This window comes from Streptosporangium sp. NPDC023615 (assembly GCF_040640155.1).
GTDB lineage: Bacteria > Actinomycetota > Actinomycetes > Streptosporangiales > Streptosporangiaceae > Streptosporangium.
In genome coordinates, this window is sequence record NZ_JBFABE010000058.1 from 20,680 (window position 1) to 46,171 (window position 25,492).

Here is a 25,492-nt window from a genome sequence, read left to right on the forward strand (position 1 = left end):
TTACCTTTGAGGCACCTTAGGAGAAATGACCGACTTGTCGCAATGAAGCTTTTGAGACAGCCGATATCGCGATCGGGACATCGGAGCCGCGAGACGGCCTCTACGGCGGCGCGCGCACACACGGAGCGGCCCCGCCGTCCGGAGCCTCAGCGCGCCCGGAACGCTCCCGGGGTCAGCCCGGTCGTCCGGCGGAAGGCCGCGCCGAACGCGCTCGCCGAGCGGTAGCCGACCTCCTCGGCCACGAGGTCGACCTCCCATCCCCGGGTGAGGAGCGCGACCGCGTGCTGGGCGCGCACCGCCGCGACCCAGCGCGCGAAGCTGGTCCCCGTCTCCGCGTTGAAGGCGCGGGTGATCGTACGGGCGCTCACGCCGAGGTGGGACGCCCAGTCCGCCAGCGTCCGGAGATCACCCGGGTCGGCGCGGAGCGCCTCGACGATCGGGCGCAGCAGGTCGGAGGTGGGCACGTTCAGCAGCAGCTCGCGTGAGGAGGGGGTGAGCACGTCGAGCACCATCGCCTCCGTCACCGCCCGCGATCCGGGGGACAGGTCCGTGTCGGCGAGCCGCTCCAGCAGCAGCCGCAGCAGCGGGGTGATCTCGACGCCGACGGGCGTGGGAGAGATCGAGGTCATGGTGCCGAAGCCGAAGAAGTTGGCCCGGCAGCAGGTCCCCACGATCGCCGAGCCGGAGTGCAGCGTGCCCGCGGGCATCCACAGGCCCAGGGTGGGGGTGACCGTCCAGGCCCGCGCCCCCACCACGGCCGTGGAAGCGCCCCGCTCGTTCCAGAGCAGTTCGTGGAAGGGGTGGGAGTGCTCGTTCCAGGTGGTGTCGTGGGCGATGGTCTCGCTCCAGCCCAGGATCACGAACGGCATCTCGACCGGCCCCGCCGCGAGGGCGGGCAGCGTGCGGGTCTCCCTGGTCACGGGAGGACGCGGCCGGCGGTCACGGAAGGGCGGGGCCGGAGGTCACGGGGGAACACGACCGGGGTCACGGGAGGACGCGGTCGGCGCGACAGGACGCGAGCGGCATCCCCCCACCCTAGTGCCGCGTCCCTCTTCGTGCCTGATCGCCCGGAACGGCAGGGAGCGGGGGCCGCCGGTCCGGCGGCCCCCGCTCCCTTTCCTCTCACGTCCGGATGATCGGTGACGGACGGCGGAACCGGTCCGCTATCCGGTGTAGGTCTCGAACTCGGCGACCCTCGGCGTGCCGGACGAGCCGGTGATCTTGAAGGTGAGCTTGGTCAGCGAGGTCGGGGAGAAGGTGATGGTGCCCGCTCCGCTGCCGGACTTCAGCACGGCGCCGGTGCTGCCGTTGAGGAGCTGCCAGGACCCGATGCTGGACCCCGAGGCCTCACGGATGACGGCCCTGGACACCGACTTGGCTGAGCTCCACTTGATCGAGATGTCACCGGTCGCGCCGGCCGGCGACCAGTAGGTGCTCAGGTTGCCGTCCCGCACGTTGCCGTAGCTCGTCCCGCTCGCCTTGCTGGAGCCGTCGGAGCCCGCGCCGATGCTGAGGTTGGTCCCGGTGGGCGGCGGGGTCACCGTGGGGGTGGGGGTGGGCGTGACGGTCGGCGTCACCGTCGGGGTGGGGGTGGGGGTGGGCGTCGTGGGCGAGCAGCTGCCGTTCGACACCTGCAGGCCCTTGTTGGCGCCCGCCGTCTGGCGGACGATGTTCGGCACGCAGCTCGCCCCGTCGAGGCTGTAGGAGTACGGGACGCTGACGGTGGTGTTGGACTGCGGGTTGGGGCCGGCCGGGGCGTTGTCGCTGCCGGGGGCGGACCAGGTCACGTTGTCGAAGATGTTCCCGGCGACCTGCCAGTAACCGGCCTCGCTGGTGTAGAAGGTCCCCAGGACGTCCTTGGAGTCCTTGAAGTAGTTGTTCTCCACCTTGGCGCGCGCCCCGGCCCGGGAGTTGATGCCGGACTCGCGAAGGTTCACGTAGGAGTTGTTGTAGATGTGGGCGACGCCGCCGCGCAGCAGGGGCGTACGGGAGTCGAGGTTCTCGTAGAGGTTGTGGTGGAACGTCACGAAGCCGTTCGAGCGGTCGCTCTCGCTGGACCCGATGAGCCCGCCACGGCCGGAGTTGCGCAGGGTGCTGTAGGACAGGGTCACGTACTGGACGTTGTCCTTCATGTCGAAGAGGCCGTCGAACCCCTCCGACTCGCCGCCCGAGGCCTCCAGGGTGACGTGGTCGACCCAGACGTTGCGGACGGTGCTCTCCATCCCGATGGCGTCGCCGCCGTTGGACGTGGGCGAGCCCGACTTCTTGACGTTCCGGACGGTGACGTTCTGGATGATGATGTTGCTGGAGTCGCGGATGTGGATGCCGAGCTGGTCGAAGACCGCCCCGGCGCCGACCCCGATGATCGTCACGTTGCTGATCTGCTTGAGCTCGATCACGCCGGCGGCGGTGTTGCAGCTCGAACCCGACACCTTGGTCGTGTTGCCGTGGTTGATGGTCCCCTCGACCTGGATGGTGATCGGGGTGCTGCTGCTGGCCCGGCCGCACAGGGCCGCGTGGATCGCGGTCCCCGTGGTGGCCCGCACCGTCTGCCCGCCCGCGCCACCGGTGGTGCCGCCGTTGACGCTCGCGAAGCCGGTGGCGTTGCCGACCGCCGCCGACGCCTGGAGCGCCGGCAGGGCCACACCGGCCACGGCCGCGACCGACACCGTGGCCAGCGCCGCCTGAAGCCGCAATGCGACTGCTCGTCTCATCCTGGTCTCACCTTCGTTCTCGAATACCGGGTGCGTTCTTCTCGGTGCTTCTTCTGTGCGTGTTCTTCTGCGTGCGCTCTTCTGTGTGCTCTGGGATGCCGCGGGGGCCACGTCATCGGGTTCGCCGCGGGCTCGGGGGCGCGTGGAGCCCGGATCACCGGCGGGGCGGCAGGGGCGGCAGGGGCGGAGCCGGCGTCGCGGGCATGAGGGCGAGACCGGGGCCGGGGCCGGGGAAGAGGTCGTCGCGCGTCACGTGGTCACCGCGGGCGGGCGTGGCCGGACCGGACGTGGGACGGCGGGGCGGGAAGGCTGGGGTCTGTCCATGGTGGACCTCCCTTGGACCGGGTAGAGGTCGCGAATCCGCGCGGGGCGACGCGGGGATCGGCCAAGCGGTACGACGTGCCGCCACCCCGGCGAGAGGGGACGGCGAGAGCCGTACGCCGGAAAGCTCTTCTCTGACGACGCTGACGGAAAGCGCTTTCCCAACAACTGGACCTTAGCGGCCGCTGTCAAAACGTGTCAATGGCGAGGAGGGAAATCCCGACGAATCCGCACACACGCCCTTAAGAGCCGCAAAGCGAAGTGGATCATCTCGACGAGACGCCGACGACATTCCCGCCGTCGCCGGGAACCCGCCGGCGATCCATGGGACCGGAGCGGCGAACAAGCAAAAGGAACGTGAGGAGCAGGGGCTTGTCGCGTCTCCCGCGAGCGTGATTCACTGACGTCACCCTCGAAACTGTAAGCAAACTTTCCAATAATGGACTTCCGGTCCGGCGGCCTCCCGTGGCACAACCGCTCTCGCACGTCCCCGGCGGCGAGGATCCGTGCCCGGGGCGCGGTGGGCGGACACGGACCGGCACCCGGCGAAGGAACACCTCGTGAGCACCGCCCGCTTCTCCGGCCTGACGACGCGCCACGGCCCGCTGACCACGGGCCAGGCCAACATGGTCCGCTGCATGCTCACCGACCCGCCGGAGCACATGAACTACCGTGCCGTACGGACCCTCCAGCCGGGCACGACGCTCGCCGTGATCACCGAGGCCGTGGTCCGGCTGGTGACCCGGCACGAGTCCCTGCGGACGACCTTCCACGACGGCCTCCAGCGGGTCCTGGCCGCCGGAGAGGTGGCCGTCGAGGTCCACGACACCGGTGACACCCCCGCCGGGCACCACGCCGGCGAGGCTCCCGGGCACCACACCGGCGAGACCCCCGCCGGGCAACACACCGGTGAGAGCCCCGCCCGGCACGGCACCGGTGAGGCCCCCACCCGGCACGACACGGGCGAGGTCCTCGCCGGGCACGACGCCCACCTCGCAGAGGAGGTGGCGCGGCGCCTGCAGGGGACGCGCTTCGCGCTGGAGACGGAGATCCCCCTCCGGGTCGCCGTGATCACCTCCGGCGGCGTGCCGCGGCAGGTCGTCCTGGTGACCACGCACAGCGCCATGGACGCGGCCGGACTGGCCGTGGTGCTCACCGAGTGGGACGAGCTCCTCCTGGGCAAGCCGCTCACGCCGGTCACCGCGCCGCAGCCGCTCGACGTCGCGGCGGCCGAACGCACCCCGGCCGGCCTGCGGCGGGCCGAGTCGGCGCTCCACCACTGGGAGGGGCACCTGCGCCGGGTACCCCGCTCCACGCTGACGGTCCCGGTGGACGGCGAGACGGACTGGCTGCTCCCCCGGTTGCGCGTGCGCTCGGTCCCGGCGGCCGGGGCGCTGGAGCGGATCTCCGCGCGTACCGGGACGAGCCCGTCGGCGACGGTGCTCGCCGCCCTGGCGGTACTCGCCGGCACGCGGGCCGGCATGCGGACGGTCGTCGTGCTGTCCATCTCGGCGAACCGGTTCCGGCCCGAGCTGCGCGAGTACGTCGGGCCGCTCGCCCAGGACGCGCTGATCCCCGTGGAGGTCCCTCCGGAGACCGGCGGGGACGGCTTCGACGCCGTGTTGCGCGGCGCGCGCTCGGCCGCGATGAGCGCGTACCGGAACAGCCGGTTCGACGCGGCCGCCCTGATCCGGATCATGGAGGACGTCCAGCGGGAGCGCGGCGTCTTCTTCGCCCGGGACGTCGTGTTCAACGACATGAGCGCCCCCGGCAGGGGCGTGCGGGCCGGTCGCGACGGCGAGGACGTCCGCTCGGTCTGGCTGCCGCCGGCCGTCCTGCCCACGCGCACCTCGCTCTGGGTCCACCGGCTGCACGGTGAGCTCGACGTCACCCTGTGGGCCGACCCGCGCTGCCTGCCCCGCGCCGACACGCTCGCCCTCGGCGAGGGGATCGCCCGGCTGCTCATCGCGGCGGGCGACCGGGACGTGCCGCTCGCCGAGCTGACCTCGCTCACCGGCGTCGTCCCGGTCCCCCGGGACGACGGCTGGCTGCCGATCGACGGCTGCTGGGTCCACCTCCCCGAGGTCGAACGCCTGACGGCGGACGCGCTCGCGCTGCTGACCCGCGCCGAGGCGTCCCTCACCCCTGAGGCGACCTCCGCCGCCGAGACGGCCGCCGTCGCGGAAACGGCCGTCGTCGCCGAGGCCGACGAGCGGCTCGGGCACCGGCTGGTGTGCTTCACGTCGGCCGGGACCACCCCGCGGGCGCTGCACTCCGCCTGCATGAGCCTGCTGCCCGGCCGCATGTCGGCCATGGCCCCGCACCACTACGTCGTCTGCGCGTCCGCCCCGCCCCCGGGCGCGTCCTGGCGGGACCTGCCGAGGGTCGCCGAGGGCTCCGGACGCTGACGCCTCGCCGGGCGCCCGCGCCGAAGCCGCTCCCTATGCCCCGACCGGGAAGGCGGTGATGTCGAGGGTGATGTCGAGGTAGCGGCCCGTCATGCCCTTCGCCCTCGTCAGGCCGAAGGCGTACCTGTCGATCCGGGTCGTGGCCCGGGCCCGCAGGCACCGATCGTCGACGGTGACGGGGCCGAGGGCCAGGACCGTCGGCCGGGTCACGCCGCGCACGGTCAGCGCCCCCCGCACGCCGTCACCCTCGGCGGATCGCCTGACCTCCTGGCTCCGGAAGACGATCTCGGGGTACTCGGCGGCGCCGAGGTAGTCCGAGGACCGGACGTGCTCGTCGCGCTGCCGGTTGCCGCTCTCGAAGCCGGCCGCCCGGATCACCGCGTCCACCGTGGACTCCTCGATGTTCTCGGCGATCAGGATCCGGCCGTGGTCGACGGCGAAGGAACCCCGCACGGGCAGCAGGCCGAACACCGCACGGGTCGTGAACCGGACCGTCGTCGCGCCCGGATCTATCCGGTACACGCCCGGGGAGAGCTCGCGCCTCTGTGCGACCTCTGAGTTCTTCGTCATGCCGACCGTTCCTCCCGTTGATGGTGGACGGCACGGTGGCACCGTCACACGGCCGAAGGAGCGTCCGCGAACGCCTCTCGCCCTCGGAGACAACGGTAAGAAAGCCGGCGCACCGCCGGAATCGGGCTACGCGCACACCAGGGTGTGGCTAGGTGCACCCTTCGATCGAGCGTGTCACCCGGCGGGCCGCCGGCCGGGACGGGCTCGGGCCCACGTCGCGGCCGGTTCGTTCCCGAACGCGACATCACCTTCCGGACACGCGGACCGGCCGTGCCGCCGGGGTGAGGTAGCAAGGAGGAGTGCGCCGACTCCTCCCGTTGCTCCTGGCCGCTCCCCTCGCCCTCGGTGCCTGCGCCGAGGACGATCCCGCCGTACGGGCCGCCCGCGCCCACGCCGACCGGATCGCCGGGGAGCTCGGCCGCGGCCTCGGCTGGAACGCCGAGGACATCGGCTGGGTGCTCTCCCGCGACGAGGACGTCGACGTCTACTCGGTGAAGGGCACCAGGTTCAGCGCCACCGACCGGGGACGTGTCCTGGTGAGGATCCGCGCCGCCGGGCGGGCCGACGCGGACGGCCCGCCGCGACCGGTGAACGAGGCGACCCGTGCCCACAAGGCCGATCCCGGCGCGGGGCCGGATCCCCGCCCGCCGGCGTACGTGTGCTTCGAGATCTCGGTCTCCTACTCCGACACCGGCGTGGGCGAGGTCCACTGCCCGGCGGGCGAACCGCGCCCCTTCCGCTCCCCGGCGTCGATTCCGGACACCGCCTTCGAGTGGCTCAGGACGCGCCTGCCGAGGACTCCCGACCTGGCGGCCGCCCGGGAGACGGTCGACCGCCTGGACCTCGACGACCGCATCGGCAAGGACGTGGCCGAGATCGGCGGCGTCATCGGTGTCGCGCTGCGCGAGCGTCCGGGGGTGTGCCTGTTCGCCCGTGTCCGCGAGCAGGGCGTCGAGGTCTGGTACCCCTCCCGTGTCCAGGCGATGCCCGGGGAGAGCAGTTGCAGTGCCTCCGAGGCCGCCCACGGTCACGCCCAGCGCCCGCCTCACTGACGTGATCGGCAGGTCCGGCGCTCGGCCGTCATCGGGTCGGCCGGCTCGGCGTGCGGCCCGGAGCCGGGCGTGGTCGACCGGCCGTCGCCGTGCCGCTCACCCGGCCGGGTGGACGAGAACGAGATCCACGCCCGGGCGCGTGTACAGGCGCAGCCGGTAGGTGCCCGGGCCGCCGCGCGCGAGATCGGGGAAGCGCACCCCGCTCGCCGACAGCCTCTGCATCACCAGGCGACCCGACTCGCTGACGACGTCCGCCTCCACCACCTCGTCCCAGCCCTTGCGTCGCAGGGGTGGCGGCGCGGAGCTCAACGCCTTCGCCGTGACGCAGGTCGCCTGGTCCTGGGAGGGAGTGAAGATCAGGGCCAGCCGGCCACTGGTCTCCAGGACGCCGATCGGGTCCCTGTTCCAGATCGCCTCGGCGTCCTCCCCGGTCTCCGCGTCCGCGTCGTGGATGCCGTAGGGCCGGCTGTCCCAGTCGTAGTAGGACGCGGTCGCCTGGAACCGGGTGCGCAGCGCGGGCCACGGGTCACGGCACAGGGCGTCCTCCTCACGCGCCTCGCGCGCCAGCCGTTCGCGCTGGACCTCCTCTTTCTCCGCCCGCCGCCGGTCGATCTGGGCGGACGACAGCAACAGGTCCGGATGCCTGCGCCCGATCGCCTCCGGGCAGAGCAGCGCGAGCAGCGCGGGCCGGGCCTTGACCGGTTCCCCCGCCGTGAACCTGGCGCACGCGTCCCGGCCCTTGGCGAGCAGTTCCTGGTCCGAGACATGCCGGTCGGGTTTCGTCACGGTGCAGAGATAGGCCCGCTCGCGCTCGTGTGCCGGGGTGTCCGCGACACGTGGCGGTGCCCACGAGACCGGGCACCCGGGGCCGTCGTCCCGCCGTTCCGCGAGCGCGTCGTCCTGCCATCCCGCGAGCGCGTCGCCCTGCCAGCTCTGCCACGTGTAGGTGAGATGCGGACGGCCCTCGGGACCGATGGCCATCAGCGGGAGAACGACGGCCAGGGCCGCGACCACCGCGGGGATCCGCAGGGGCGCCTTCCGCCTCGGCTCGCGGTTCAGCTCGTGCGCCGTGCGCGCCAGCCAGACGACGAAGAACACGTCCATCGCCCCGGTGATCGACTCGATCGGGCCGCCGCTCGTCAGCGCGTCCACCAGCTCGACCAGGAACGTGCTCGCGAACGTGGCCGCCCCGACGAGGAGCGTCGCCCGGCTCCAGCGCCCGTCGCGCCGCTGGGCGAGCAGGAGCATCACCATCACGACGACCGTGGCCACCCCCGCGACCATGACGGCCGCCCACGCGGCCCGGCTCATGGCGAACCGGAACGCCCAATCGTCCATCAGGCCGATCGCGAGCGATCCGGCCGCTCCCGCCAGCCCCAGCAGGAGCAGGACCGACCGGAAGAGCCGGCCCACGCCGGTGAGCACCACCGTGAACAGCACCAGCGCGGGCACCCAGAGCGCCGGCCCGATGACCGTCTCCACCGCCTCCGGGAGGGAGAAGGGGATCAGCAGCCACACCACGGTGGCGTACAGCAGCCGCCGCAGCCACGTGGCCGCCCGGCGCACCGGCACCGCCGTGGGCGCGGGTCCCCGCAGGACCTGCCACAGCATCCAGGAGTTCACCAGCCCGAGCAGCAGCAACCCGCCCAGCAGCGGCAACAGCGGAGACCTCCCGACGCTCTCGCCGGGCAGGTCCCACATGGTGACCAGCCACGCGGGTGTCGCGGTGCCGAGCACCAGGCCGAGGAGGACCGAACCAAGGGTGAGGACCAGGTAGGCGGAAACCGCCGAACGGTGGATGCGCACAATGAGGCATGATCGTAGTGCGGCCGATCAATGCCTTTACGGGAATTCAGCGGGGTTTCTCGGGAAATGGCCGATCGACGTATTCCTGGTCGTTTTCGCTCCGATGCCCCGGTCTCTCGCGCGACGACCGGCCCGGACGGCCGCCGATCTCGGCCCCATCGCGCTGTGACGGCGACGACGGGCGGATCCCGCGGCCCGGCCGGGCCGGGCCGCGGGATCCGCCCGTGTGCGCGGCGACGAACCGGCCGCGACCCTGACACCACGTCACACGGCCGGCCGGGAAACGTCACGGCGAGGTCGTGACGTGGTCGCACTGCCCGGCCGGCGCGGTGGCTGATGGGATCGACGCATGTCCTCAACACCGGTCATCGACGTCGAACGCCTGAACCTCACCTACGGCGACTTCCACGCCGTCAGGGACCTGTCCTTCCAGGTACGGCCCGGGGAGCTCTACGCGCTGCTCGGCACGAACGGGGCGGGCAAGACCTCGACCCTGGAGACCGTCGAAGGCCACCGCACGGCCACCTCGGGCACCGTTCGGGTCTTCGGACACGACCCCCGCGACCGGCGTGCCGTGCGCCCCAGGACGGGGATCATGCTGCAGGAGAGCGGCTTCTCCCCGGACCTGACGGTGAGGGAGTCGATCCGGCTGATCGGGGGACTCACCCGGCGCACCGACACGGTCGAACGCGTGCTCGGCGTCGTGAACCTCACCCGCAAGGCCGCCACCAAGGTCTCCCAGCTCTCCGGCGGCGAGAAACGGCGCCTGGACTTCGCCACCGCCGTCTACGGAACGCCTGAGCTGATCTTCCTGGACGAGCCCACCACCGGCCTGGACGTCCAGTCCCGGGACGACCTGTGGGACGCCGTGGACAGGCTGCGCGAGGACGGCTGCACCGTCGTTCTCACCACGCACTACCTGGAGGAGGCGCAACAGCGCGCCGACCGCGTCGGTCTCATGCACGACGGCGCCTTCCACCGGGAGGGCACCGTCTCCGAGCTGACGCGGATGCTGCCGTCCACCATCCGCTTCTCCCTCGCGCCCTCCGCGCCGCCGCCGCCGCCGCTGGCCACGCGCGAGGGTGACGGGACGTTCCTCGTCAAGACCTTCGGCGTCCAGGAGGACCTGCGCGCCCTGCTCGGCTGGGCGCACGAGCACGCGGTGGAGTTGCGGGAGCTCCAGGCCGGGCCGACCCGGCTCGACGACGTCTTCCGCGCCATCGGCAGCGACTAGGGCGCTCCCGGGAACCTCTCACGGAAAAGGATCTTCTTCATGCTCTCGGTCGCTCTCAGCGAGCTGGTCCAGATCTTCCGGAACCGGCTGGTCCTGGTCACCGGTCTCGTCATACCCGTCGTGGTCAGCGCGTTCTTCGTCCACCGGCACGAGGTCTTCGCGGCTCTGGCCGGCCTCGGATACGTCGCGGCGACGGTGATGTTCACCGTCGGGGCGTTCGGGCTCTACACCACCGTGGTCACCACCCTGGCCGCACGCCGGCAGAACCTGTTCCTCAAGCGGCTGCGCTCCACCGCGGCGGGCGACGCCACCATCCTCGCCGGGCTGCTCCTGCCGATCACCGTCATCTCGCTGGTCCAGGTGACCGTGATCCTGGCCGTGCTGGCCGCGGTCACCGGCCGGCCGGACAACGTCCTCCTCCTGACGGCGGCCGTCCTCTCAATGGTGATCATGATGATCGGCCTGGGACTGGCCACGGCGGGACTGACGAACTCCCCCGAACACGCCCAGGTGACCACCCTGCCCATCGCCCTCGGCACCATCGCCGTGTCCGGCTGGGTGGGGATCACCGGCACCGGGGAGCTCACCCTGCTCAAGCGGCTGCTTCCCGGCGGCTCGGCCACCGAACTGGTCGTCAACGCCTGGAACGGCGGCGTTCCCGTCGCGGACTCCCTGATCCTCCTGGCGCCCACCCTGAGCTGGGTCGTCGTCTCCGTCGCCCTGGCCACCAGGATCTTCCGCTGGGAACCGCGCCGATGACGGCTCCGCTCGTCGCCGCCCCCGGAGGTCCCCCGGAGGCGGCGAGGTCGCGTCACGCGACGGCGGTCCCCTCCAGCTCGACCATCAGGTCGGGGATCGCCAGCCGTGTCACCCCGAGCATCGTGGCAGGCGGCCTCACCCTGGCGGCGGCCAGTCGCGAGGCCAGCACGCCGTAGTGCTCGATGAGCCGGTCGACGTCGGTGGCGTAGACGTTGAGCCGGACGAGGTTCGAGAGGGACATGCCGGCCTCGCCGAGCACGGCCTCCAGGTTGTCGAGGCTCAGCGCCAGTTGCGCCGCCATGTCACCGGCGTGCCGTGGCTCGCCGTCGCCGCTCATCGCGGTCTGCCCGGCGCAGTACAGGGTCCGGGTGTGCCCGGAGACGATCTCCCCCTGGTCGTACCCCAGCCGCGCCGACCACGTCCACGGGTTGACCGCCGTTCGCTCCATCGCCATACCGGCTCCATTCGACTCGTCGTCATCGCGTACGTCCGGCGGCCCGGTGGCCGCCGTCTCGTTCGTCGTGGTGGCAAGCCTCTCGGCGAATCACGACATCCTGTGTCGTGTATTCCTGGCATAGTTTCCGTATGCGCGCCGACCGGCTGGTCTCGCTGGTGCTGCTGCTGCGGCGGCACGGCCGGATGTCCGCGACCGCGCTGGCCCGCGAGCTGGAGGTGTCCACCCGCACCGTGCTGCGCGACGTCGAGGCGCTGTCCGCGGCCGGTGTCCCGGTCTACGCCGAACGCGGCCGGCACGGCGGTTTCGCGCTGCTGCCCGGTTTCCGGACCGAGCTCACCGGGCTGACCCACGATGAGGCCCTCGCCCTGCTGGTCGCCGGGTCGCGGCGCGGCGCTCAGGCGTTCGGCCTCGGCTCGGCGCTCGCCTCGGCGATGCTCAAGGTGGTCGACGCGCTGCCGGAGAGCTATCGGGACACCGCGGCCGGCGCGGCAGAGCGGCTGCTCATCGATCCGCAGACCGACCTGCTCTCGCGCCGGCTGGTCGCCGAGGAGGTGCCCGACGCCGTGGTGTCCGAGGTCCTGCGCGCGGTGTTCGCCGGGCGCAGGCTGCGCATCCACTACGCGGCCGTGGGCCAGACCCCGAAGTGGCGCACGGTGGACCCGATCGGCCTGGTCACCGTACGCGACCAGGGCTACCTGCTGGCCACCAGGTCGGGCGCGGACCGCACCTACCGGCTGTCCCGGGTCCTGGCCGCCGAGGAGCTCGCCGAACCCGCGCAGCGGCCGGAGCGGGTCGATCTGGACCGGGCCTGGCGGGAGCGCGGCACGCGGTTCCGGACCGGCGGCGACGCCCAGGTCACCGTGCTGGTGAGGGTGGACCCGGCGCGGCGGGAGGAGCTGGTGGGCACCGCGCTGGCCGTCCTCTCCGAGGAGACCGACCCGGACGGCCGGCTTCGGCTGGAGGTGACCTTCCAGGATCCCAGACACGCCGAATGGGCGCTGTGGCGGTTCGCCACGGACGCCGAGGCACTGGCCCCGCGGTGGTTGCGCGACTGCCTGCGCGACCGCGCCGTCGCGATCGCCACCCGCTACGGAACGCCGTTCTGAGGCTCACCCGAAGGACGTCCGGGATCAGGTGACGGCGTTCGGCCTCGAGCGCCCGGGCAGGGACGAGCGGGCTCCAGCGATCACCCGGCCCCTCGGCGACGGTGTCCACCGGCGTCCCGGTCGCGACCCATGCACTTCACCCGTAGTGCTTGCAATTCACCACCACTGGATACTACGGTCTCGGCAAGCGGTTGCGAACCACAAGCGGAAGGAGCCACCCGTGCTGAGACAGGTCGCGGAGGGCGTGCTGGTCCACGAGAGCGCGTTCTGCCAGAGCAACGCCGTCGTCGTGCACGGCCGGGACGGCGTGCTGCTCGTCGACCCCGGGGTGCGGGACCACGAGATGGCCTGCATCGCGAACGACCTGACCGACGCGGGCAGGACCGTCGCGGCGGGCTTCTCCACGCATCCGGACTGGGATCACCTGCTCTGGCACCCCCGGCTCGGCACGGCCCCCCGCTACGGCACGGCCCGCTGCGCGGCCGCCGCCCAGGATCAGCTCTCCGACCCGAACGCGAAGGCCGACATCGCCGCCCACCTGCTCGAGACCGAGATCGCCGGGCAGGTCCCGCTGGACCTGTTCGGCCTCCTCACCGCCCTGCCCGCCGGGACGACGCGGATCCCCTGGGACGGCCCCCACGTCCGGATCATCGAGCACCGGGCGCACGCGCCGGGCCACGCGGCGCTGCTCGTCGAGGAACGCGGGGTTCTCGTCGCCGGCGACATGCTCTCCGACGTCCTGGTCCCGATGCTCGACCTGGACGGCACCGCCGACCCGATCGAGGACTACCTCGCGGCGCTGCGGCTGCTGGAGGACGTGGCGGGCGACGTCGAGGTCGTCGTCCCCGGACACGGGTCGGCCGGCGGAGCCGACCAGGTCCGCGCACGGATCGAGCGGGACCGGGCGTACGTGCTCGCCCTGCGCGAGGACCGTGATCCCGACGACCCGCGGATCGGCCCGTCGGCCAGACCCGGCTGGGAGTGGGTGAGCGACGTGCACGACGGGCAGGCCCGGCGCCTCGCCCGAGGAGGCGGACGCGACGGGACGCCCGCCTGACGATCGGCGGGCGGCACGCCGCCGGGACGGAGGAGACGGGAACGGTTCCGCTCTACGCGAAGCCGGCGAGACGCGAAAGCACCGTCTATCTATGGTGAGGTATGGCCTCCTCTGTCCCGCCGCTCCGTCCGGCGACCGATCGGACCGATCCCACGTCGCCCCCGGCTCGCGAGCCGCTGTGGCGCCACGCGCTCGGTGAGCGCCTCAGAGGTCTTCGCCACGAGCGGGGCGAGAAGCTGAGCGAGACGGCGCGCCGCGCCGGCGTCTCGCCGCAGTACCTCTCCGAGATGGAGCGGGGCGTCAAGGAGCCGTCGAGCGAGATGATCGCCGCGGTCGCCGGCGCGCTGGACGTCACCCTGGTCGATCTGACCCTTGGCGTCGCCGAGAGCCTGCGGTCCGCCCGGGGCGGCACGCCGGGGGGCGCCACCTGCTCGGCGGCGTACGCCCTGGCCGCCTAGCGCGGCCCGCCGGGATCATCGGCGAGCCGGTGAGTTCTCCTCGATGATCTGATCGAGGAGCCCGTACTCCAGGGCCGCGGTCGCGGTGAACACGCGATCGTGGTCGGTGTCGGCGCGCAGGGTCTCGACGGTCTGGCCCGTGTGCCGTGACAGGATGCGCTCGATGTCCGCCCGGACACGGACGACCTCGTCGGCCTGCAGGATGAGGTCGGGGATCGTCCCGCGCCCCTGAGCGGCCGGCTGGTGCAGGATCACCCGCGCGTGCGGGAGAGCGGCACGTTTCCCCTCGGCCCCCGCGGCGAGAAGAACGGCGCCCACCGCGACGGCCTGTCCGACACAGGTCGTCTCGACCCGCGGGCGGATGTAGCGCATGGTGTCGTATATCGCGAGCATCGCACTCGGGTCCCCGCCCTCACAGTTGATGTAGAACTGTATGGCGCCGTCGGGGTTCTCCGACTCCAGGAAAATGAACTGCGCGACGAGCGCGTTCGCGACGCCCGCGTCGATCGCGGTCCCCAGATAGACGATCCGCTCGGTGAGAAGATGCGAGTAGACATCCATGATCCGCTCGCCACGGGGATTCTGGGCGATGACATTGGGAATGGTGTACGTGCTCATCGGCCGGCTCCTTCGGTGACGCCGAATCCGAGCCGCGGGCGGTCCTGCGGCGCTATCTCGTCGAAGTTCTGGACGATCGCGTCTATGAAGCCGTAGTCCAGCGCCTCCTGGGCCGTGTACCAGCGGTCGTGCAGGGAATCCTCGAATATGCGCCCCACGGGCTGACCCGTGTCCTCGGCGATGAGACCGAGCACCGTGTCACGGGTGTGCCGCAGGTCGTCGGCCTGCAGTTCGATGTCGACCGCGGTGCCGCCGATCCCGGCCGAGCCCTGGTGCATCAGGACACGCGCGTGCGGCAGGGCACGGCGCTTCCCCCGGGTGCCCGACGACAACAGGAACTGCCCGGCGCTGTAGGCGATTCCCAGAACGAGGGTCGAGACGTCACAGGGAATGAGCCGGATGATGTCGCGGATCGCGAGCATCGACGGCACGGAGCCGCCCGGGGAGTGAATCCACAGTGCGATATCGGCCGACGCGTCCTGCGTGGCCAGCGCCACCAGTTGCGTGGCGAGCAATGTCCCGTTGTCGTCGTCGAGAGGGCCGTCGAGAACGAGAACACGCCCGTCGTAGAGCTGACGTCTCACCCGCGCGTCGAACAGCGGAGATTTCGATTCTTCACCCATGCGTCAATCATGTGGGGCGCTCCGGACCGGCGTCGACACGATCTGCCTGCGGCGGATCCGCTCAGAGCAGCGCGGACCCGGCCCCCGAAGCCCGGCCCGGGGCACGGGGGATGTCGGGAGGATCCCCTCCCGGGAGCTCACCCCCTCACCGGGCCGAGGCACGAAGAGCCGCCGCGATCCACGCGAAGAGCGCGGGCCCCTCCTCGCCCGTGTCGGGCGGCGTCCCGTTGATCACGGCCACCAGGGACAGGTACCTGCCGTGGGTGGCGTCGTAGCGGGCCTCCTGCGGGGATTCCTCGCGCCGGACCCTCTCGGCGAGGAGGAAGGCCGCGGCCAGCCGGTCCCGCGACCCGGCCGTGGCCTGCCCGCCGAAGACCTCGGCGGTCGCGTCCGCCATGCGGACGACCAGCTCCCGCGCCGCGGGAGAGTCCGCCGGCAGCCCGGAACGGTACGCCTCCAGGAGCTCCTCCCCGATCATCGCCCCCTCGGTGTGGATGAAGTCCCACACCGGCACGGCGGCCAGGCGCCGTCCCGGGAACGTGCCGTAGGCGTCCTGGAGATGGGAACGCACCGCGCCGCGGAACTCCTCGCCCCGCACCAGGTCGGCCAGCTCGATCCAGGCCTCGAGCTGGGCGGCGGTGGGGTCCTCCGGCAGACGCGGCCGCGCCGTCCGCAAACGCTCGACGAAACCCGGGGGGACGTCGAGGGCCTCGCCCACCTCGTTCCAGAAGTCGTCGACGAGCCGCTCACGCTCCTCGTCGGGCATCGAGACGAGTCTGTGCATCAGGGTCACCTGCGCGGCCGTGCCCCCCTGCTCGACCAGGGTCCTCAGCACGGCCCGTCTGGCCCGGAGGTCGCGCTCCTGACGCTCGACGAGCTCCAGGTGCGTCGCGAGGAGATCCCGCAGCGACGTCTCACCGTCGAGCAGCCGGCGGATGTCGTCCAGGCCGGCGTCCAGGTCGCGAAGGGTGCGGATGAGTTCCAGCCGGGCGATCGCCCGGATGTCGTACAGGCGGTATCCCGCCTCGGTCACGCGGGCCGGGGTGACGATCCCGGCGTCGGAGTAGTACCGGATGGCGCTGACGCTCAGACCGGTCCGGCGTGCCACGTCCCCGATCGGGTACGGCTCGTTGTCGTCCATGCCGCCACTATGGGGTCTCAGGCGGCTTGAGACTCAAGCCCCGCCCACCGGCGTCGTCCGGTCTCGTGCCGGGGGAACACCCTCGTCCGGTACGGACGGCCGTCGCCGTCCGTACCGGGAACTCATGATCCGGCGGTCCGGCCGTGACCGGCGGGGTCGGCGGCGATGAGCGCCTCCAGCGGCAGCAGTGCCGCGCCGGTGGCCACGCCGTCACCGCCGAACGCGGCGCCGTGCAGCGTGAACTGGCCGGCCGGCCGGGCCAGGCTGTGCCGGGCGATCGCCGCCCGGATGCGGTCACCGAGCGATTCCATCAGCCGCAGCCCCACCCAGCCGCCGATGATGATCCGCTCGGGTCCGGTGAGGTTGACCAGGCCGCCCAGCGCCGCGCCCAGGCAGTCGACGACGTCGTCCACGACACCGGCCGCGGCCCGGTCGCCCCGCTGCGCGGCCGCGATGAGCTCGCCGAGGGCACGCCAGCCGGTGCCCTCGAACCGCGCCCCCGTCTCACGCCAGGCCGACAGGATCGCGTCGGCGCCGATGTAGGCCTGCACGCAGCCCCTGTTGCCGCATCGGCACACCCGGCCACCCCTCTGGATGACCATGTGCCCCCACTCACCGGCGCTGGAGCGCGAGCCGCGTGCGATCCGGCCGTCGCTGACGACGCCCAGGCCCGCGCCGCGCCCCAGCAGGGCGACCAGCGCGTGGTCGCACCCGCGGGCGTTGCCGAACCACAGCTCCGCCCTGCTCTGCATCTTGGCGCCGTTCTCCGCCAGCACCATGACGCCCGGCACGTCGCACAGCGAGGTCACGGGCACCGGCGGCCAGCCCAGGCTCTGGGCGTAGAGGATCTGCCGCCCGTCCGGGTCGACCTCGACCAGGCCCGGCAGCCCGAGGCCGATGCCCAGCAGGGTGGGCCAGCGGCGGGCGTTGCGTTCGCGCAGGGCCTCCAGGGCGGCGTGCAGGCCGGCGCCGATGCGCTCGGGGGACTCCTCCGCCGCGCCGCCGTGGAACTCGCGGTCGACCCGGTTCATGGCCAGGTCGAACATCTCCACGGCGACGCCTCGCTCGCCGATGTCGGCGCCGACGGTGACGGCGCTGTCGGCGCGCGGCCCGATCAGCGTGATGGGCCGGCCGCCGCGGGAGGAGACCGAGCCACGCTCCTCGACCAGGCCCGCGGTGATGAGATCGGCGACGAGGTTGGCCGCCGAGGCGGCGGACAGGCCGCACTCCCTGGCGATGGCGGCGCGCGTGGTCTCCTGCGCGAGGATGACGTGCTTGAGCACCACGGCCCGGTTACGCTGCCGCAGTGTGGTCACCGTGGAGACCTCGGGCAGGCTGAGGGCGGGCCGACCCGCAGCGGGTTCGACGATCATGATCCGCCGATCATAGCAACACCGTACGGGGGCGCCTCCGTCATCGCACCGTCACCCCGTACAGCCGCCCGGCCCGTTCCGCGCGGACGACCAGTCGGCCGGCGCGCCAGGCGATCTCGAAGGCGTCGGGCTCGTCGGCGTCGACGCGCCACCCGGCGGGCTCGTGCGCCAGTGGATAGTGCAGTTCGCCGCCCGCCTCGACGGTGACCGGCATGAGCTCCCGCGCGGTGTACGGCTGGCCGGCGGTGTGGTGCCAGACACCGTCGGCGCACCGGCCGGCGAACCGGTCGTGGAAGGCGGCGTCCAGGTCGGTGAAGCCCCAGCCGGGAATGCGCAGGGGCGGGCGTCCGAAGGCGGCGTTGACCACCTCGGGCCGTTCCTCGCAGGCGGCGAGCTCGACGGCGGCCAGGAAGTCCTCCAGGATCACCCAGGCCTCGCCGGGGTCGACGTGCGCGCCGGGGTCGGCGATCAGCGCCCAGTCGCGCGGGGACGGGGCCGACAGCGGCGAGGTGAGGGTGTCGAGCTTCTTCCACGGCCAGAGGTTCCAGCCGATGTGGTGCGCCTCGTAGAGCCGGTGCGCGGTGTAGATCCACTCGGGGGTGTTCTCCCCGCCCTCGCCCATGTAGACGGGCAGGCCGAGCCGATCGCGGGCGTCCAGGTACTCCTGGATGCTGGAGCGGTCGGGCGGGCACCAGTAGCGGTGGAACTGCAGGGCGGAGTTGGGGTCGAGGACGTCGGTGAAGATCGACCAGTTGGTGGCCCAGTGCGATCCCTCGTACATCAGCAGGTGGTCGGGGTCGATCGCGCGGACGGCGGCGGTCAGGTCACGGTAGAGCTCGACGAGCTCGCCGGCGTAGACGTGCTGCCACCGGTCGGGCAGCGGCTCGTTGAGCAGGTCGTAGCCGAGCACCACGGTGTTGTCGCGGTAGCGGCGGGCGATCTCCTCCCACAGCCGGACGGTCAGGCGCCGGTACCGCTCGTCCATGAACAGCTCGGGCCTGCCGTTCGGCGAGTCGTCGATGTTGGTGCCCGTCTGCCCGCCGGGGGCGCCGTGCAGGTCCAGCAGCACCCACAGCCCGTGCCGCGCGCACCAGCCCAGCAGGTCGTCGATGTGGGCGAAGCCGTCCTCCAGGTAGACGCCGGCCTCGTCGATCAGGCCGCGGGAGTTGAGCGGCAGGCGCACATGGTCGAATCCCAGCTCGGCGATGCGGGCGATGTCGGCCTCGGTGATGAAGGAGCCCCGGTAGCGGGTCCAGAACTCGGTGGCGCGTGCGGTGCCGACGAGGGCCTCGACGCGCCGCTCGATCTGGCGCGGCGAACCGAGCTCGTCGCCGAACCTCCACATGTACCCCTCGGCGAGCAGCCAGTTGCCGAGACCGACGCCGCGCAGCAGCAGCGGCGTGCCGGCGCCGTCGACCAGGTGGGGGCCCGAGGCGTGGACGAAACCCGTGAAGCGGGTGGTCATGAGCGGGTGGCTCCTCGATCTGTGGGTCATTTGAGTCCGGACAGGGTGAACCCCTGGACCACGAACCGCTGGAAGGCGATGAAGACGATCAGGATGGGCGCGACCATGAGGGTGGAGGCGGCCATCTGCAACGAGGGGTTGGTGGCGATCTGCTGGTTGAGCAGCGACACCCCGACCGACAGGGTGTAGAGGCGCTCGTCGTTGGCGATGATCAGCGGCCACAGGAAGCTGTTCCAGCCGGCGATGAAGGTCAGCACGACCTGCACGGCCATGATCGGTTTGGACAGCGGCAGGACGATCCGCCAGAAGATGCGCGCCTCGCTCGCGCCGTCCATGCGGGCGGCCTCGATCATGGCGGTGGGGATGGTGGTCATGAACTGCCGGAACAGGAACACGCTGAAGCCGGAGACCAGGCCGGGCAGGGCGATGCCGATCAGGGTGTCGGTGAGCCGCATCCCGTTGAGGATGAGGTACGTGGGGATCATCGTGACCTGGACGGGGATCATCATCGTGACCAGCACCAGGAAGAACATCGGCGTCCGGCCGCGGAAGCGGAACTTGGCGAAGCCGTACCCCGCCATGGCCATGAGGATCAGGCCGGCCATGCCGATGACGACGACCGCGACGGTGTTGATCAGGTAGCGGCCGAAGTCGAGCTCCTGGAACAGGTGCGCGAAGAACTCCGGCGTGGGTTCCCGCGGCAGGACGCGGGGCGGGTGGGCGACGGACTCCGAGCGCGGCTTGACCGAACCGAGGATCATCCAGAGCAACGGGAAGGCGGTCACCAGGGCGCCGATCACGAGGGCGGCACCGACGACGACGGTCGGCCCGCGGCCCCGCCGGCTGTCAGTCCTCGGCATCGATCCTCCTGGCCCGCAGCTGTACGAGGGTGACGACGGCGATGATCGCGAACAGCACGACGGTGCCGGCGCTGGCGTAGCCGAACTGGCTGGCCGAGAAGCCCTTCTGGTACAGGAACAGCGAGATGCTCGTCGAGGCGCCCAGGGGGCCGCCCTTGGTCAGCACGAACGGCTCGTCGAAGAACTGCAGCCACGCGATGATCGTGGTGATGGCGACGAAGAAGATCGCGAATCGCAGCAGCGGGACGACGATCGACACGGTCGTGCGCAGTTCGGAGGCGCCGTCGATGGCCGCCGCCTCCCGGTACTCCCTGGGGATGCCCTGCAGCGCGGCCAGGAAGATGATGACGTTCAGGCCGGTGCCACGCCACACGGCGACCAGGGCGACGGAGAACTTGACGAGGACCGGGTCGCCGAGCCACTGCACCGGCGCCACCCCCACCAGCGACAGCAGATGGTTGAACAGCCCGAACTGGGTGTTGTACAGGTATCCCCACACCAGCGAGACGGCGACGATGCCGGTGATGGCCGGCACGAAGTAGAACGCGCGCAGCGCCCGGAACAGGCGGCTGTCGCCGCGGTCGAGCAGCAGCGCGATCACGAGTGACACGACGATCACCGCGGGCACGCCCAGGACGGCGAACACCCCGGTGTTCCCCAGGGCCTGCCAGAAGGCGGCGTCGCCGAACAGCTCGCGGTAGTTGTCGGCGCCGACGAAGGAGACGCGCGAGTAGTCGGCCAGCCCGCCGAGGTTCATGTCGGTGAGGCTGACCAGCAACGCGACCAGGATGGGAAGCACTCCGAAGGCGAGCAGCAGCGTCATCGCCGGGGTGACGAACAGGTAGGGCGCGAGGCGAGGTTTCATGTGGTCTCCAGGCCGGTGCGGGAGGCGGCGGGGCGGCCCGCCCCCGCACCGGTTCGCGGGATCAGTTGACGGATGTGCCGCTGGTGGCCTCGTACAGGCCCTTGAGCGTGGCGTCGCGGTCGGCGCCGGTCAGGACGATGCTGTTGAGGCTGTCCAGGAGCGCCTTGCCGGTCTCCCCGTCCCAGTTGGGCACCAGGGGAAGGAGCTTCGCGTCGGTGAGCTGCTCGGCGTAGACCGACACCAGCGGGTCGGAGGTCAGCGACGCGTCGCCGAGCGCGGCCTTGGCCGAGGGGAGCTGACCGTCGAGCTTGTACCAGGCGAGCTGGGTCCGCGGCTCGGACAGGAAGTCCAGCAGCTTCAGCGCGCCGTCCCTGTTGTCGGTGGCGCCCCACACGCCGAGGTTGGAACCGGCCAGCAGCGACGTGCGGGCGGTGCCGCCCGGTATCGGGGCGACGGCCCACTTGCCCTTGAGGTCGGGAGCGGCGGAATTGATCTCGCCTGCCAGGTAGGGGCCGGAGACCAGCATGGGCGTGGCACCGGTGACGAAGCCCTGCGTCTGGTCGAAGTCGGCGTTGACCGGCACGCTCTTGTCGGCGTACAGGCCGGTGTAGGTGTCGACGGCCTCGCGGAACGCCGGGGTGTCGAAGTCGACCTTGCCGGTGGCGTCCACGATGTCGCCTCCCTGACCCCAGGTGAGGATGACCGGCAGCGCGCTGTCCCACTGCGGGACGTAGAAGCCGAACTGGCGCTCACCGCGCCCGGCGAGCTTCGCGGCGGCGGCGCGGACCTCGTCCCAGGTGGCCGGCGGCTTGCCGATGCCGTGCTCCGACAGGATGTCGCTGCGGTAGAACAGCACGCGGGTGTCGCTCACCCACGGGAGGCTCACCACCTTGCCGCCGACCGCGGCGGCGTCACCCGCGATGCCGTCGAGGAACTTGCCGGCCGCCAGGTTGGGGTACCCGTCCAGCGCCTGCTGGTCCAGCGTGAGCAGGACGCCGGAGTCGGCGAACGTGCGCAGCTTCGACACGCCGATCTGGATGACGTCGGGGCCGTTGCCCGACGCCACGGCGGTGGTGAACTTCTGGTCGACGGCGTCCCAGGGCACGGCGACGGCGTCGACCGCGATGCCGCTCTTCTGCGTGAACGGCTTGACCAGCTCGTCGAAGTGGGCGGAGCTGTCGCCCATGACCCACACGGTCAGCTCCTTGGCGGCGCGGACGTCCCCCTCACCGCCGTCCGAGCCCTCGGCTCCGCCGGAGCCCGCGCATCCGGTGAGCAGCACCAGGCACGAGGCGGCCAGGGCCAGGCGGAAATTCGTCATCGGGGAGTTCCTTTCGAGGTGGTGAGCAGGCGGTGGCGGGCGATGAGCTCGCCGTACCAGTGCGCGCTGAGCTTGGGGACGCGTTCCTGCGTGCGGTAGTCGACGTGGATCAGGCCGAAGCGCTTGCTGTAGCCCTCGCCCCATTCGAAGTTGTCCAGAAAGGACCAGACGAAGTAGCCGCGCAGGTCGACGCCGTCGGACAGGGCGCGAGCCGCGGCGGCGAAGTAGTCCCGCAGGTAGTCGACGCGTTCCTCGTCGTGGACGCGGCCGTCCGGGCCGACGTAGTCGTCGAAGCTGGCACCGCTCTCGGTGACGTACAGCGGCAGCCGGGTGAACCGGTCGGCGACGCGGGTCAGCACCGCGTGCAGGGAGTCGGGGATGACCGACCAGCCGAAGGAGGTGGTGGCCGGCTCGCAGGGGCGCTCGCGCACGCCGAACGGCTCGCTCTCGTCGTGGGCGGCGACCACGCGCTGATAGTGGTTCACGCCGGCGAAGTCCGTCGGGGTGGCGATGATCGCCAGGTCGTCGTCGTGGACGAGCGCCCCCAGCCCGAACGGGTCCAGGCATTCGTGTACGGCCGGGCCGTAGCCGCCCAGATAGACCGGGTCGAGGAAGACACGGTTGCCGACCGCGTCGAGCCGGGTCGCCGCGCGCCGGTCGGCGGGCAGGTCGCTCGCCGGCACGACGTCGGTGATGAGATTCGTGATGCCGATCTCGGCGGCCGGGGCGACCTCGCGGACGGCACGCACGGCCAGGCCGTGCGCGAGGTTGAGGTGATGCGCGGCGGCCACGGCCAGCTCCAGGTCGGTGCGGCCCGGCGCGTGCTTGCCGTACCCGTAGCCGAGGAAGGACGAGCACCACGGCTCGTTCAGCGTCACCCAGCGCGTGGCCAGATCGCCGAGCGCGCCGACGGTACGCCGCGCGTAGTCGGCGAACAGGTACGCGGTCTCACGCGCCGGCCAGCCGCCCTCGCGCTCCAGCACGGCCGGCAGATCCCAGTGGTAGAGGGTGACGAACGGCTCGATGCCGCGCTCACGCAGACCGGCCAGCAGGGCACGGTAGAAGGTCACCGCCTCGGGGTTCAACGCGCCACGACCGGCGGGCTGCAGCCGCGCCCAGGACACCGAAAGGCGGTAGCCGCTCACGTTCAGCGATGCCAGCAGGTCCAGGTCGGCCTCCCAGCGGTGGTAGTGGTCGCACGCGATGTCACCGGTGTCGCCGTGCAGCGTGGCGCCGGGGGTGTGGGAGAAGACGTCCCAGATGCTGGGCTCGCGGCCGCCCTCGGCCACCGCGCCCTCGATCTGGTAGGCGGCGGTGGCCAGGCCCCAGGCGAATCCCGCCGGGAACGCGGTCAGGTCGAGCACGTCTTTCGTCGTCGACGTCGAATCCATGAATGATCAAGTCCTCTTGGTTAATGTTTGGCTTAGGCTAAGGCGTAGACAAACGGCGCGCAAGAGGGGCGGAAGAGGAGTCGCGGCGAATCCTCGCTGGTCAGCCACGCCCGGGGCGAGGGGCGATGACCGGCTCCCGCACCGCGGGGAAAGGAAGCCTCACGGGAAACGCGCCGGCGACCGGGCCGCCGGAGGGGCCGGGGCGGCGCCGGTCATCGCGCCGATCGTCCCCCGCCGGCGGCTCGCGCGTAGCGGCTGGGTGCGACCACGCCATGGCGTCCCTCGCGCAGGACCGCGGCGACCACCGCCTCGGCGGCCGCGGAGACGTCGATGTCGTGCCCGACGTGGGCGACGAGCTCGTCACCCTCGGCCTCGACCCGCGCGACACCGAGACCCAGGGCGAGGTCCACCGCGGCCTGAACACCTGCGAGATCGACCCAGCACGAGCGGGCACGCACCCAGCCCGGCCCTCGTTCCACCGGGGGGATGCCGAAGCCGGCCGGATCGACGTCACCGTCGGCGGCGGCGACGATGAGTCGCTCGACCCCGCCGAGCAGGCCGGCGGTCTCGTCGGCGGTGGCCAGGCGGGCGTCGAGGCCGAGCCCGCAGCCGATCCTGCCGTCCAGCCGGTAGACGTCGAACTCCGCGGGGGCGCCGAACACCCGGCCGTCCGTGACGGGTTCCACGCCGGTCCCCGGCAGGGTCACCCGCGAGTGGCCGGTCGTGTTGTTGACGACCACGTCCCGGTGACAGCTCATGCCGCGGGCCCGCTCCGCCTCGCCCTTCGCCTCGGTCAGCCGGGCCGGGTCGTACCGGCCGTACCTGTAGGCCGCCAGGGCCGCGGCGTCCGTCCGGGAGACCGACCGCAGGAACGAGGACGACGCGGTGAACGGGACGATCGTCTCCTGGGCCACCGTGCCGACGTAGTCGCGCAGTTCCGGGGAGAAACGGTTGTTGCACAGGCAGTTGAGCTGGCACCCCGGGACTCCGGTCCAGCTCGTCAGGAGCGCCGCGAACGCGGCCATCACGACCGCCGGCGGCCGCGCACCCGTGCTCGCCACGATGTGGGCCACCGCCTCCGCCGCGGGCCGGGACCCCAGCAGGACGTGATGATGGCCGCGGGCGTCGGGAAAACGGAAGGGCAGGCCGAACGCGCACAACGGCTTCTCGGCCACCTGCCGGGCCCAGTACCCGACCGAGCCCTCCAGACGGCGCCGCCCCGCCGGGGAGAGTTCGTAGACGGCACGGTCGGCGGGATGGTACGCGGCGGGCGGAAGCGTCCGGCCCGCCAGCAGGGCGGCGAGTTCGGCGCCCAGGATCGTCATCGCCATCAGGTCCGCCGCCACGTGCGACACGCGAAGGCCGACCAGGAAGGGGGCCCCCGACCGCGTCACCACGCTCGCCCGTACCGGGAGGTCGGCGGCGGGGTCGAAAGCCCGGCCGGACGGGGACCAGTCCCGGTGGGTGCCGGTGGCCTCGACCACCTCGGCGACGAGCGTCCCCGACGCGCACACGAACTGCTCGCCGTCCCGCACGAGGGTCCGCAGCGCCTCCCTGCGACCGATCAGCTCGCCCAGAGCCGCGCCGACCGCGCCCATGGTGCTCCCCCGGGGCACTCGCACCGTCGTCGACAGGATGTCGGCCGGTCCGGGCAGGTCGGAACCGATCCACTCCAGCACGTTCTTCTGACCGACCGTCATGGGCCACCGACCCGATCGAGAGCCGGAGAAGTGGACCCTCAGGCCACCACCGGTCACCTCGGCCCGCCTCGCGGGGGACCGCACGAGACCTGGCGCGCGTTCCCCGGCAGTCACCGGCGGGTGATCCGGCCGAAAACGACGGGCCCGGCGGGTCGACCGCCGTTTCGCCGGTGATCGCCGCGGCCGAATGGCT

The 25,492-nt window shown here is 71.9% G+C and carries 22 protein-coding genes; 7 read left to right on the top strand and 15 right to left on the bottom strand.

The window, feature by feature from the left end; all coding sequences use genetic code 11:
* Window positions 1-146 precede the first annotated feature (146 nt).
* Window positions 147-920 (bottom strand): AraC family transcriptional regulator, encoded by a 774-nt coding sequence (locus AB0G16_RS29835; RefSeq protein ID WP_362812223.1) that lies wholly within the window; start codon window positions 918-920, stop codon window positions 147-149.
* Window positions 921-1,163: 243 nt separating this feature from the next.
* Window positions 1,164-2,714, bottom strand: a complete 1,551-nt coding sequence (locus AB0G16_RS29840) for a polysaccharide lyase family 1 protein (protein ID WP_362812226.1) — start codon at window positions 2,712-2,714, stop codon at window positions 1,164-1,166.
* A gap of 881 nt (window positions 2,715-3,595) precedes the next feature.
* Here AB0G16_RS29840 and AB0G16_RS29845 point away from each other — a divergent pair.
* Window positions 3,596-5,443 (top strand): hypothetical protein, encoded by a 1,848-nt coding sequence (locus tag AB0G16_RS29845; RefSeq protein WP_362812229.1) that lies wholly within the window; start codon window positions 3,596-3,598, stop codon window positions 5,441-5,443.
* Between the two features lie 33 nt (window positions 5,444-5,476).
* On the opposite strand, the gene AB0G16_RS29850 is transcribed toward AB0G16_RS29845, so the two are convergent.
* On the bottom strand, window positions 5,477-6,013 hold the full coding sequence (locus AB0G16_RS29850; protein ID WP_362812233.1) for a YceI family protein: 537 nt from the start codon (window positions 6,011-6,013) through the stop codon (window positions 5,477-5,479).
* Window positions 6,014-6,312: 299 nt separating this feature from the next.
* Between AB0G16_RS29850 and AB0G16_RS29855 the strand changes: the two genes are divergently transcribed.
* The gene (locus tag AB0G16_RS29855; RefSeq protein WP_362812236.1) at window positions 6,313-7,065 is read left to right on the top strand and encodes a hypothetical protein; all 753 of its coding nucleotides are present in this window, start codon (window positions 6,313-6,315) and stop codon (window positions 7,063-7,065) included.
* A 96-nt stretch (window positions 7,066-7,161) separates the two neighbouring features.
* On the opposite strand, the gene AB0G16_RS29860 is transcribed toward AB0G16_RS29855, so the two are convergent.
* The gene (locus AB0G16_RS29860) at window positions 7,162-8,871 is read right to left on the bottom strand and encodes a hypothetical protein (protein WP_362812239.1); all 1,710 of its coding nucleotides are present in this window, start codon (window positions 8,869-8,871) and stop codon (window positions 7,162-7,164) included.
* A gap of 349 nt (window positions 8,872-9,220) precedes the next feature.
* On the opposite strand from AB0G16_RS29860, the gene AB0G16_RS29865 reads away from it, so the two are divergent.
* Together AB0G16_RS29865 and AB0G16_RS29870 are read left to right on the top strand one after the other, a co-directional pair.
* Window positions 9,221-10,105, top strand: a complete 885-nt coding sequence (locus AB0G16_RS29865) for an ABC transporter ATP-binding protein (protein ID WP_362812242.1) — start codon at window positions 9,221-9,223, stop codon at window positions 10,103-10,105.
* 39 nt (window positions 10,106-10,144) lie between these two features.
* On the top strand, window positions 10,145-10,864 hold the full coding sequence (locus AB0G16_RS29870; RefSeq protein ID WP_362812245.1) for an ABC transporter permease: 720 nt from the start codon (window positions 10,145-10,147) through the stop codon (window positions 10,862-10,864).
* Window positions 10,865-10,916: 52 nt separating this feature from the next.
* Here the strand turns inward: AB0G16_RS29870 and AB0G16_RS29875 are convergent, their stop codons facing one another.
* Window positions 10,917-11,312: a RidA family protein gene (locus tag AB0G16_RS29875; RefSeq protein ID WP_362812308.1), complete on the bottom strand. Its 396-nt coding sequence runs from the start codon at window positions 11,310-11,312 to the stop codon at window positions 10,917-10,919.
* Between the two features lie 137 nt (window positions 11,313-11,449).
* Here AB0G16_RS29875 and AB0G16_RS29880 point away from each other — a divergent pair, with 137 nt between their 5' ends.
* The 3 genes from AB0G16_RS29880 to AB0G16_RS29890 all read left to right on the top strand — a co-directional run bounded on the left by AB0G16_RS29880 (window position 11,450) and on the right by AB0G16_RS29890 (window position 13,942).
* Window positions 11,450-12,427: a WYL domain-containing protein gene (locus AB0G16_RS29880; protein ID WP_362812248.1), complete on the top strand. Its 978-nt coding sequence runs from the start codon at window positions 11,450-11,452 to the stop codon at window positions 12,425-12,427.
* Window positions 12,428-12,647: 220 nt separating this feature from the next.
* Window positions 12,648-13,484 carry an MBL fold metallo-hydrolase gene (locus AB0G16_RS29885; protein ID WP_362812251.1) on the top strand — a complete coding sequence of 279 codons (837 nt, stop codon included), beginning with the start codon at window positions 12,648-12,650 and terminating at the stop codon, window positions 13,482-13,484.
* A 101-nt stretch (window positions 13,485-13,585) separates the two neighbouring features.
* Window positions 13,586-13,942: a helix-turn-helix transcriptional regulator gene (locus AB0G16_RS29890; protein WP_362812255.1), complete on the top strand. Its 357-nt coding sequence runs from the start codon at window positions 13,586-13,588 to the stop codon at window positions 13,940-13,942.
* A gap of 15 nt (window positions 13,943-13,957) precedes the next feature.
* Here the strand turns inward: AB0G16_RS29890 and AB0G16_RS29895 are convergent, their stop codons facing one another.
* From AB0G16_RS29895 to AB0G16_RS29940, 10 genes are all read right to left on the bottom strand, one after another.
* Window positions 13,958-14,560: an ATP-dependent Clp protease proteolytic subunit gene (locus tag AB0G16_RS29895; RefSeq protein ID WP_362812258.1), complete on the bottom strand. Its 603-nt coding sequence runs from the start codon at window positions 14,558-14,560 to the stop codon at window positions 13,958-13,960.
* The gene (locus tag AB0G16_RS29900; RefSeq protein WP_362812261.1) at window positions 14,557-15,183 is read right to left on the bottom strand and encodes an ATP-dependent Clp protease proteolytic subunit; all 627 of its coding nucleotides are present in this window, start codon (window positions 15,181-15,183) and stop codon (window positions 14,557-14,559) included. The genes AB0G16_RS29895 and AB0G16_RS29900 overlap by 4 nt, the downstream gene beginning before the upstream one ends.
* A 145-nt stretch (window positions 15,184-15,328) precedes the next feature.
* A complete protein-coding gene (locus AB0G16_RS29905) occupies window positions 15,329-16,324 on the bottom strand; it encodes a MerR family transcriptional regulator (protein ID WP_362812264.1) in 996 nt (331 codons plus the stop codon).
* 122 nt (window positions 16,325-16,446) lie between these two features.
* Complete coding sequence (locus tag AB0G16_RS29910; RefSeq protein ID WP_362812267.1) at window positions 16,447-17,697, bottom strand: ROK family transcriptional regulator; 1,251 nt, start codon at window positions 17,695-17,697, stop codon at window positions 16,447-16,449.
* Window positions 17,698-17,737: 40 nt separating this feature from the next.
* Window positions 17,738-19,162 (bottom strand): cellulase family glycosylhydrolase, encoded by a 1,425-nt coding sequence (locus AB0G16_RS29915; RefSeq protein WP_362812270.1) that lies wholly within the window; start codon window positions 19,160-19,162, stop codon window positions 17,738-17,740.
* Window positions 19,163-19,188: 26 nt separating this feature from the next.
* Complete coding sequence (locus tag AB0G16_RS29920) at window positions 19,189-20,022, bottom strand: carbohydrate ABC transporter permease (protein WP_362812273.1); 834 nt, start codon at window positions 20,020-20,022, stop codon at window positions 19,189-19,191.
* Window positions 20,009-20,887, bottom strand: coding sequence for a sugar ABC transporter permease (locus AB0G16_RS29925; protein WP_362812276.1), 879 nt, complete (start codon window positions 20,885-20,887; stop codon window positions 20,009-20,011). Before AB0G16_RS29925 ends, AB0G16_RS29920 begins: the two co-directional genes overlap by 14 nt.
* 61 nt (window positions 20,888-20,948) lie before the next feature.
* Window positions 20,949-22,208 carry an extracellular solute-binding protein gene (locus AB0G16_RS29930; RefSeq protein ID WP_362812279.1) on the bottom strand — a complete coding sequence of 420 codons (1,260 nt, stop codon included), beginning with the start codon at window positions 22,206-22,208 and terminating at the stop codon, window positions 20,949-20,951.
* Entirely contained in the window at window positions 22,205-23,599 is a 1,395-nt protein-coding gene (locus AB0G16_RS29935; protein WP_362812282.1) for a GH1 family beta-glucosidase, read from the bottom strand. The genes AB0G16_RS29930 and AB0G16_RS29935 overlap by 4 nt, the downstream gene beginning before the upstream one ends.
* Window positions 23,600-23,811: 212 nt before the next feature.
* Window positions 23,812-25,299, bottom strand: a complete 1,488-nt coding sequence (locus AB0G16_RS29940) for a hypothetical protein (protein WP_362812285.1) — start codon at window positions 25,297-25,299, stop codon at window positions 23,812-23,814.
* Window positions 25,300-25,492: the final 193 nt, after the last annotated feature.

Bases quoted from the DNA above. Each gene is read 5' to 3' on its own strand.
- AB0G16_RS29935 (WP_362812282.1), bottom strand. From the start codon at position 23,599: ATGGATTCGACGTCGACGACGAAAGACGTGCTCGACCTGACCGCGTTC.
- AB0G16_RS29940 (WP_362812285.1), bottom strand. From the start codon at position 25,299: ATGACGGTCGGTCAGAAGAACGTGCTGGAGTGGATCGGTTCCGACCTG.
- AB0G16_RS29925 (WP_362812276.1), bottom strand. From the start codon at position 20,887: ATGAAACCTCGCCTCGCGCCCTACCTGTTCGTCACCCCGGCGATGACG.
- AB0G16_RS29880 (WP_362812248.1), top strand. From the start codon at position 11,450: ATGCGCGCCGACCGGCTGGTCTCGCTGGTGCTGCTGCTGCGGCGGCAC.
- AB0G16_RS29850 (WP_362812233.1), bottom strand. From the start codon at position 6,013: ATGACGAAGAACTCAGAGGTCGCACAGAGGCGCGAGCTCTCCCCGGGC.
- AB0G16_RS29840 (WP_362812226.1), bottom strand. From the start codon at position 2,714: ATGAGACGAGCAGTCGCATTGCGGCTTCAGGCGGCGCTGGCCACGGTG.
- AB0G16_RS29865 (WP_362812242.1), top strand. From the start codon at position 9,221: ATGTCCTCAACACCGGTCATCGACGTCGAACGCCTGAACCTCACCTAC.
- AB0G16_RS29905 (WP_362812264.1), bottom strand. From the start codon at position 16,324: ATGGACGACAACGAGCCGTACCCGATCGGGGACGTGGCACGCCGGACC.
- AB0G16_RS29890 (WP_362812255.1), top strand. From the start codon at position 13,586: ATGGCCTCCTCTGTCCCGCCGCTCCGTCCGGCGACCGATCGGACCGAT.
- AB0G16_RS29895 (WP_362812258.1), bottom strand. From the start codon at position 14,560: ATGAGCACGTACACCATTCCCAATGTCATCGCCCAGAATCCCCGTGGC.
- AB0G16_RS29910 (WP_362812267.1), bottom strand. From the start codon at position 17,697: ATGATCGTCGAACCCGCTGCGGGTCGGCCCGCCCTCAGCCTGCCCGAG.
- AB0G16_RS29930 (WP_362812279.1), bottom strand. From the start codon at position 22,208: ATGACGAATTTCCGCCTGGCCCTGGCCGCCTCGTGCCTGGTGCTGCTC.
- AB0G16_RS29920 (WP_362812273.1), bottom strand. From the start codon at position 20,022: ATGCCGAGGACTGACAGCCGGCGGGGCCGCGGGCCGACCGTCGTCGTC.
- AB0G16_RS29915 (WP_362812270.1), bottom strand. From the start codon at position 19,162: ATGACCACCCGCTTCACGGGTTTCGTCCACGCCTCGGGCCCCCACCTG.
- AB0G16_RS29900 (WP_362812261.1), bottom strand. From the start codon at position 15,183: ATGGGTGAAGAATCGAAATCTCCGCTGTTCGACGCGCGGGTGAGACGT.
- AB0G16_RS29875 (WP_362812308.1), bottom strand. From the start codon at position 11,312: ATGGAGCGAACGGCGGTCAACCCGTGGACGTGGTCGGCGCGGCTGGGG.
- AB0G16_RS29870 (WP_362812245.1), top strand. From the start codon at position 10,145: ATGCTCTCGGTCGCTCTCAGCGAGCTGGTCCAGATCTTCCGGAACCGG.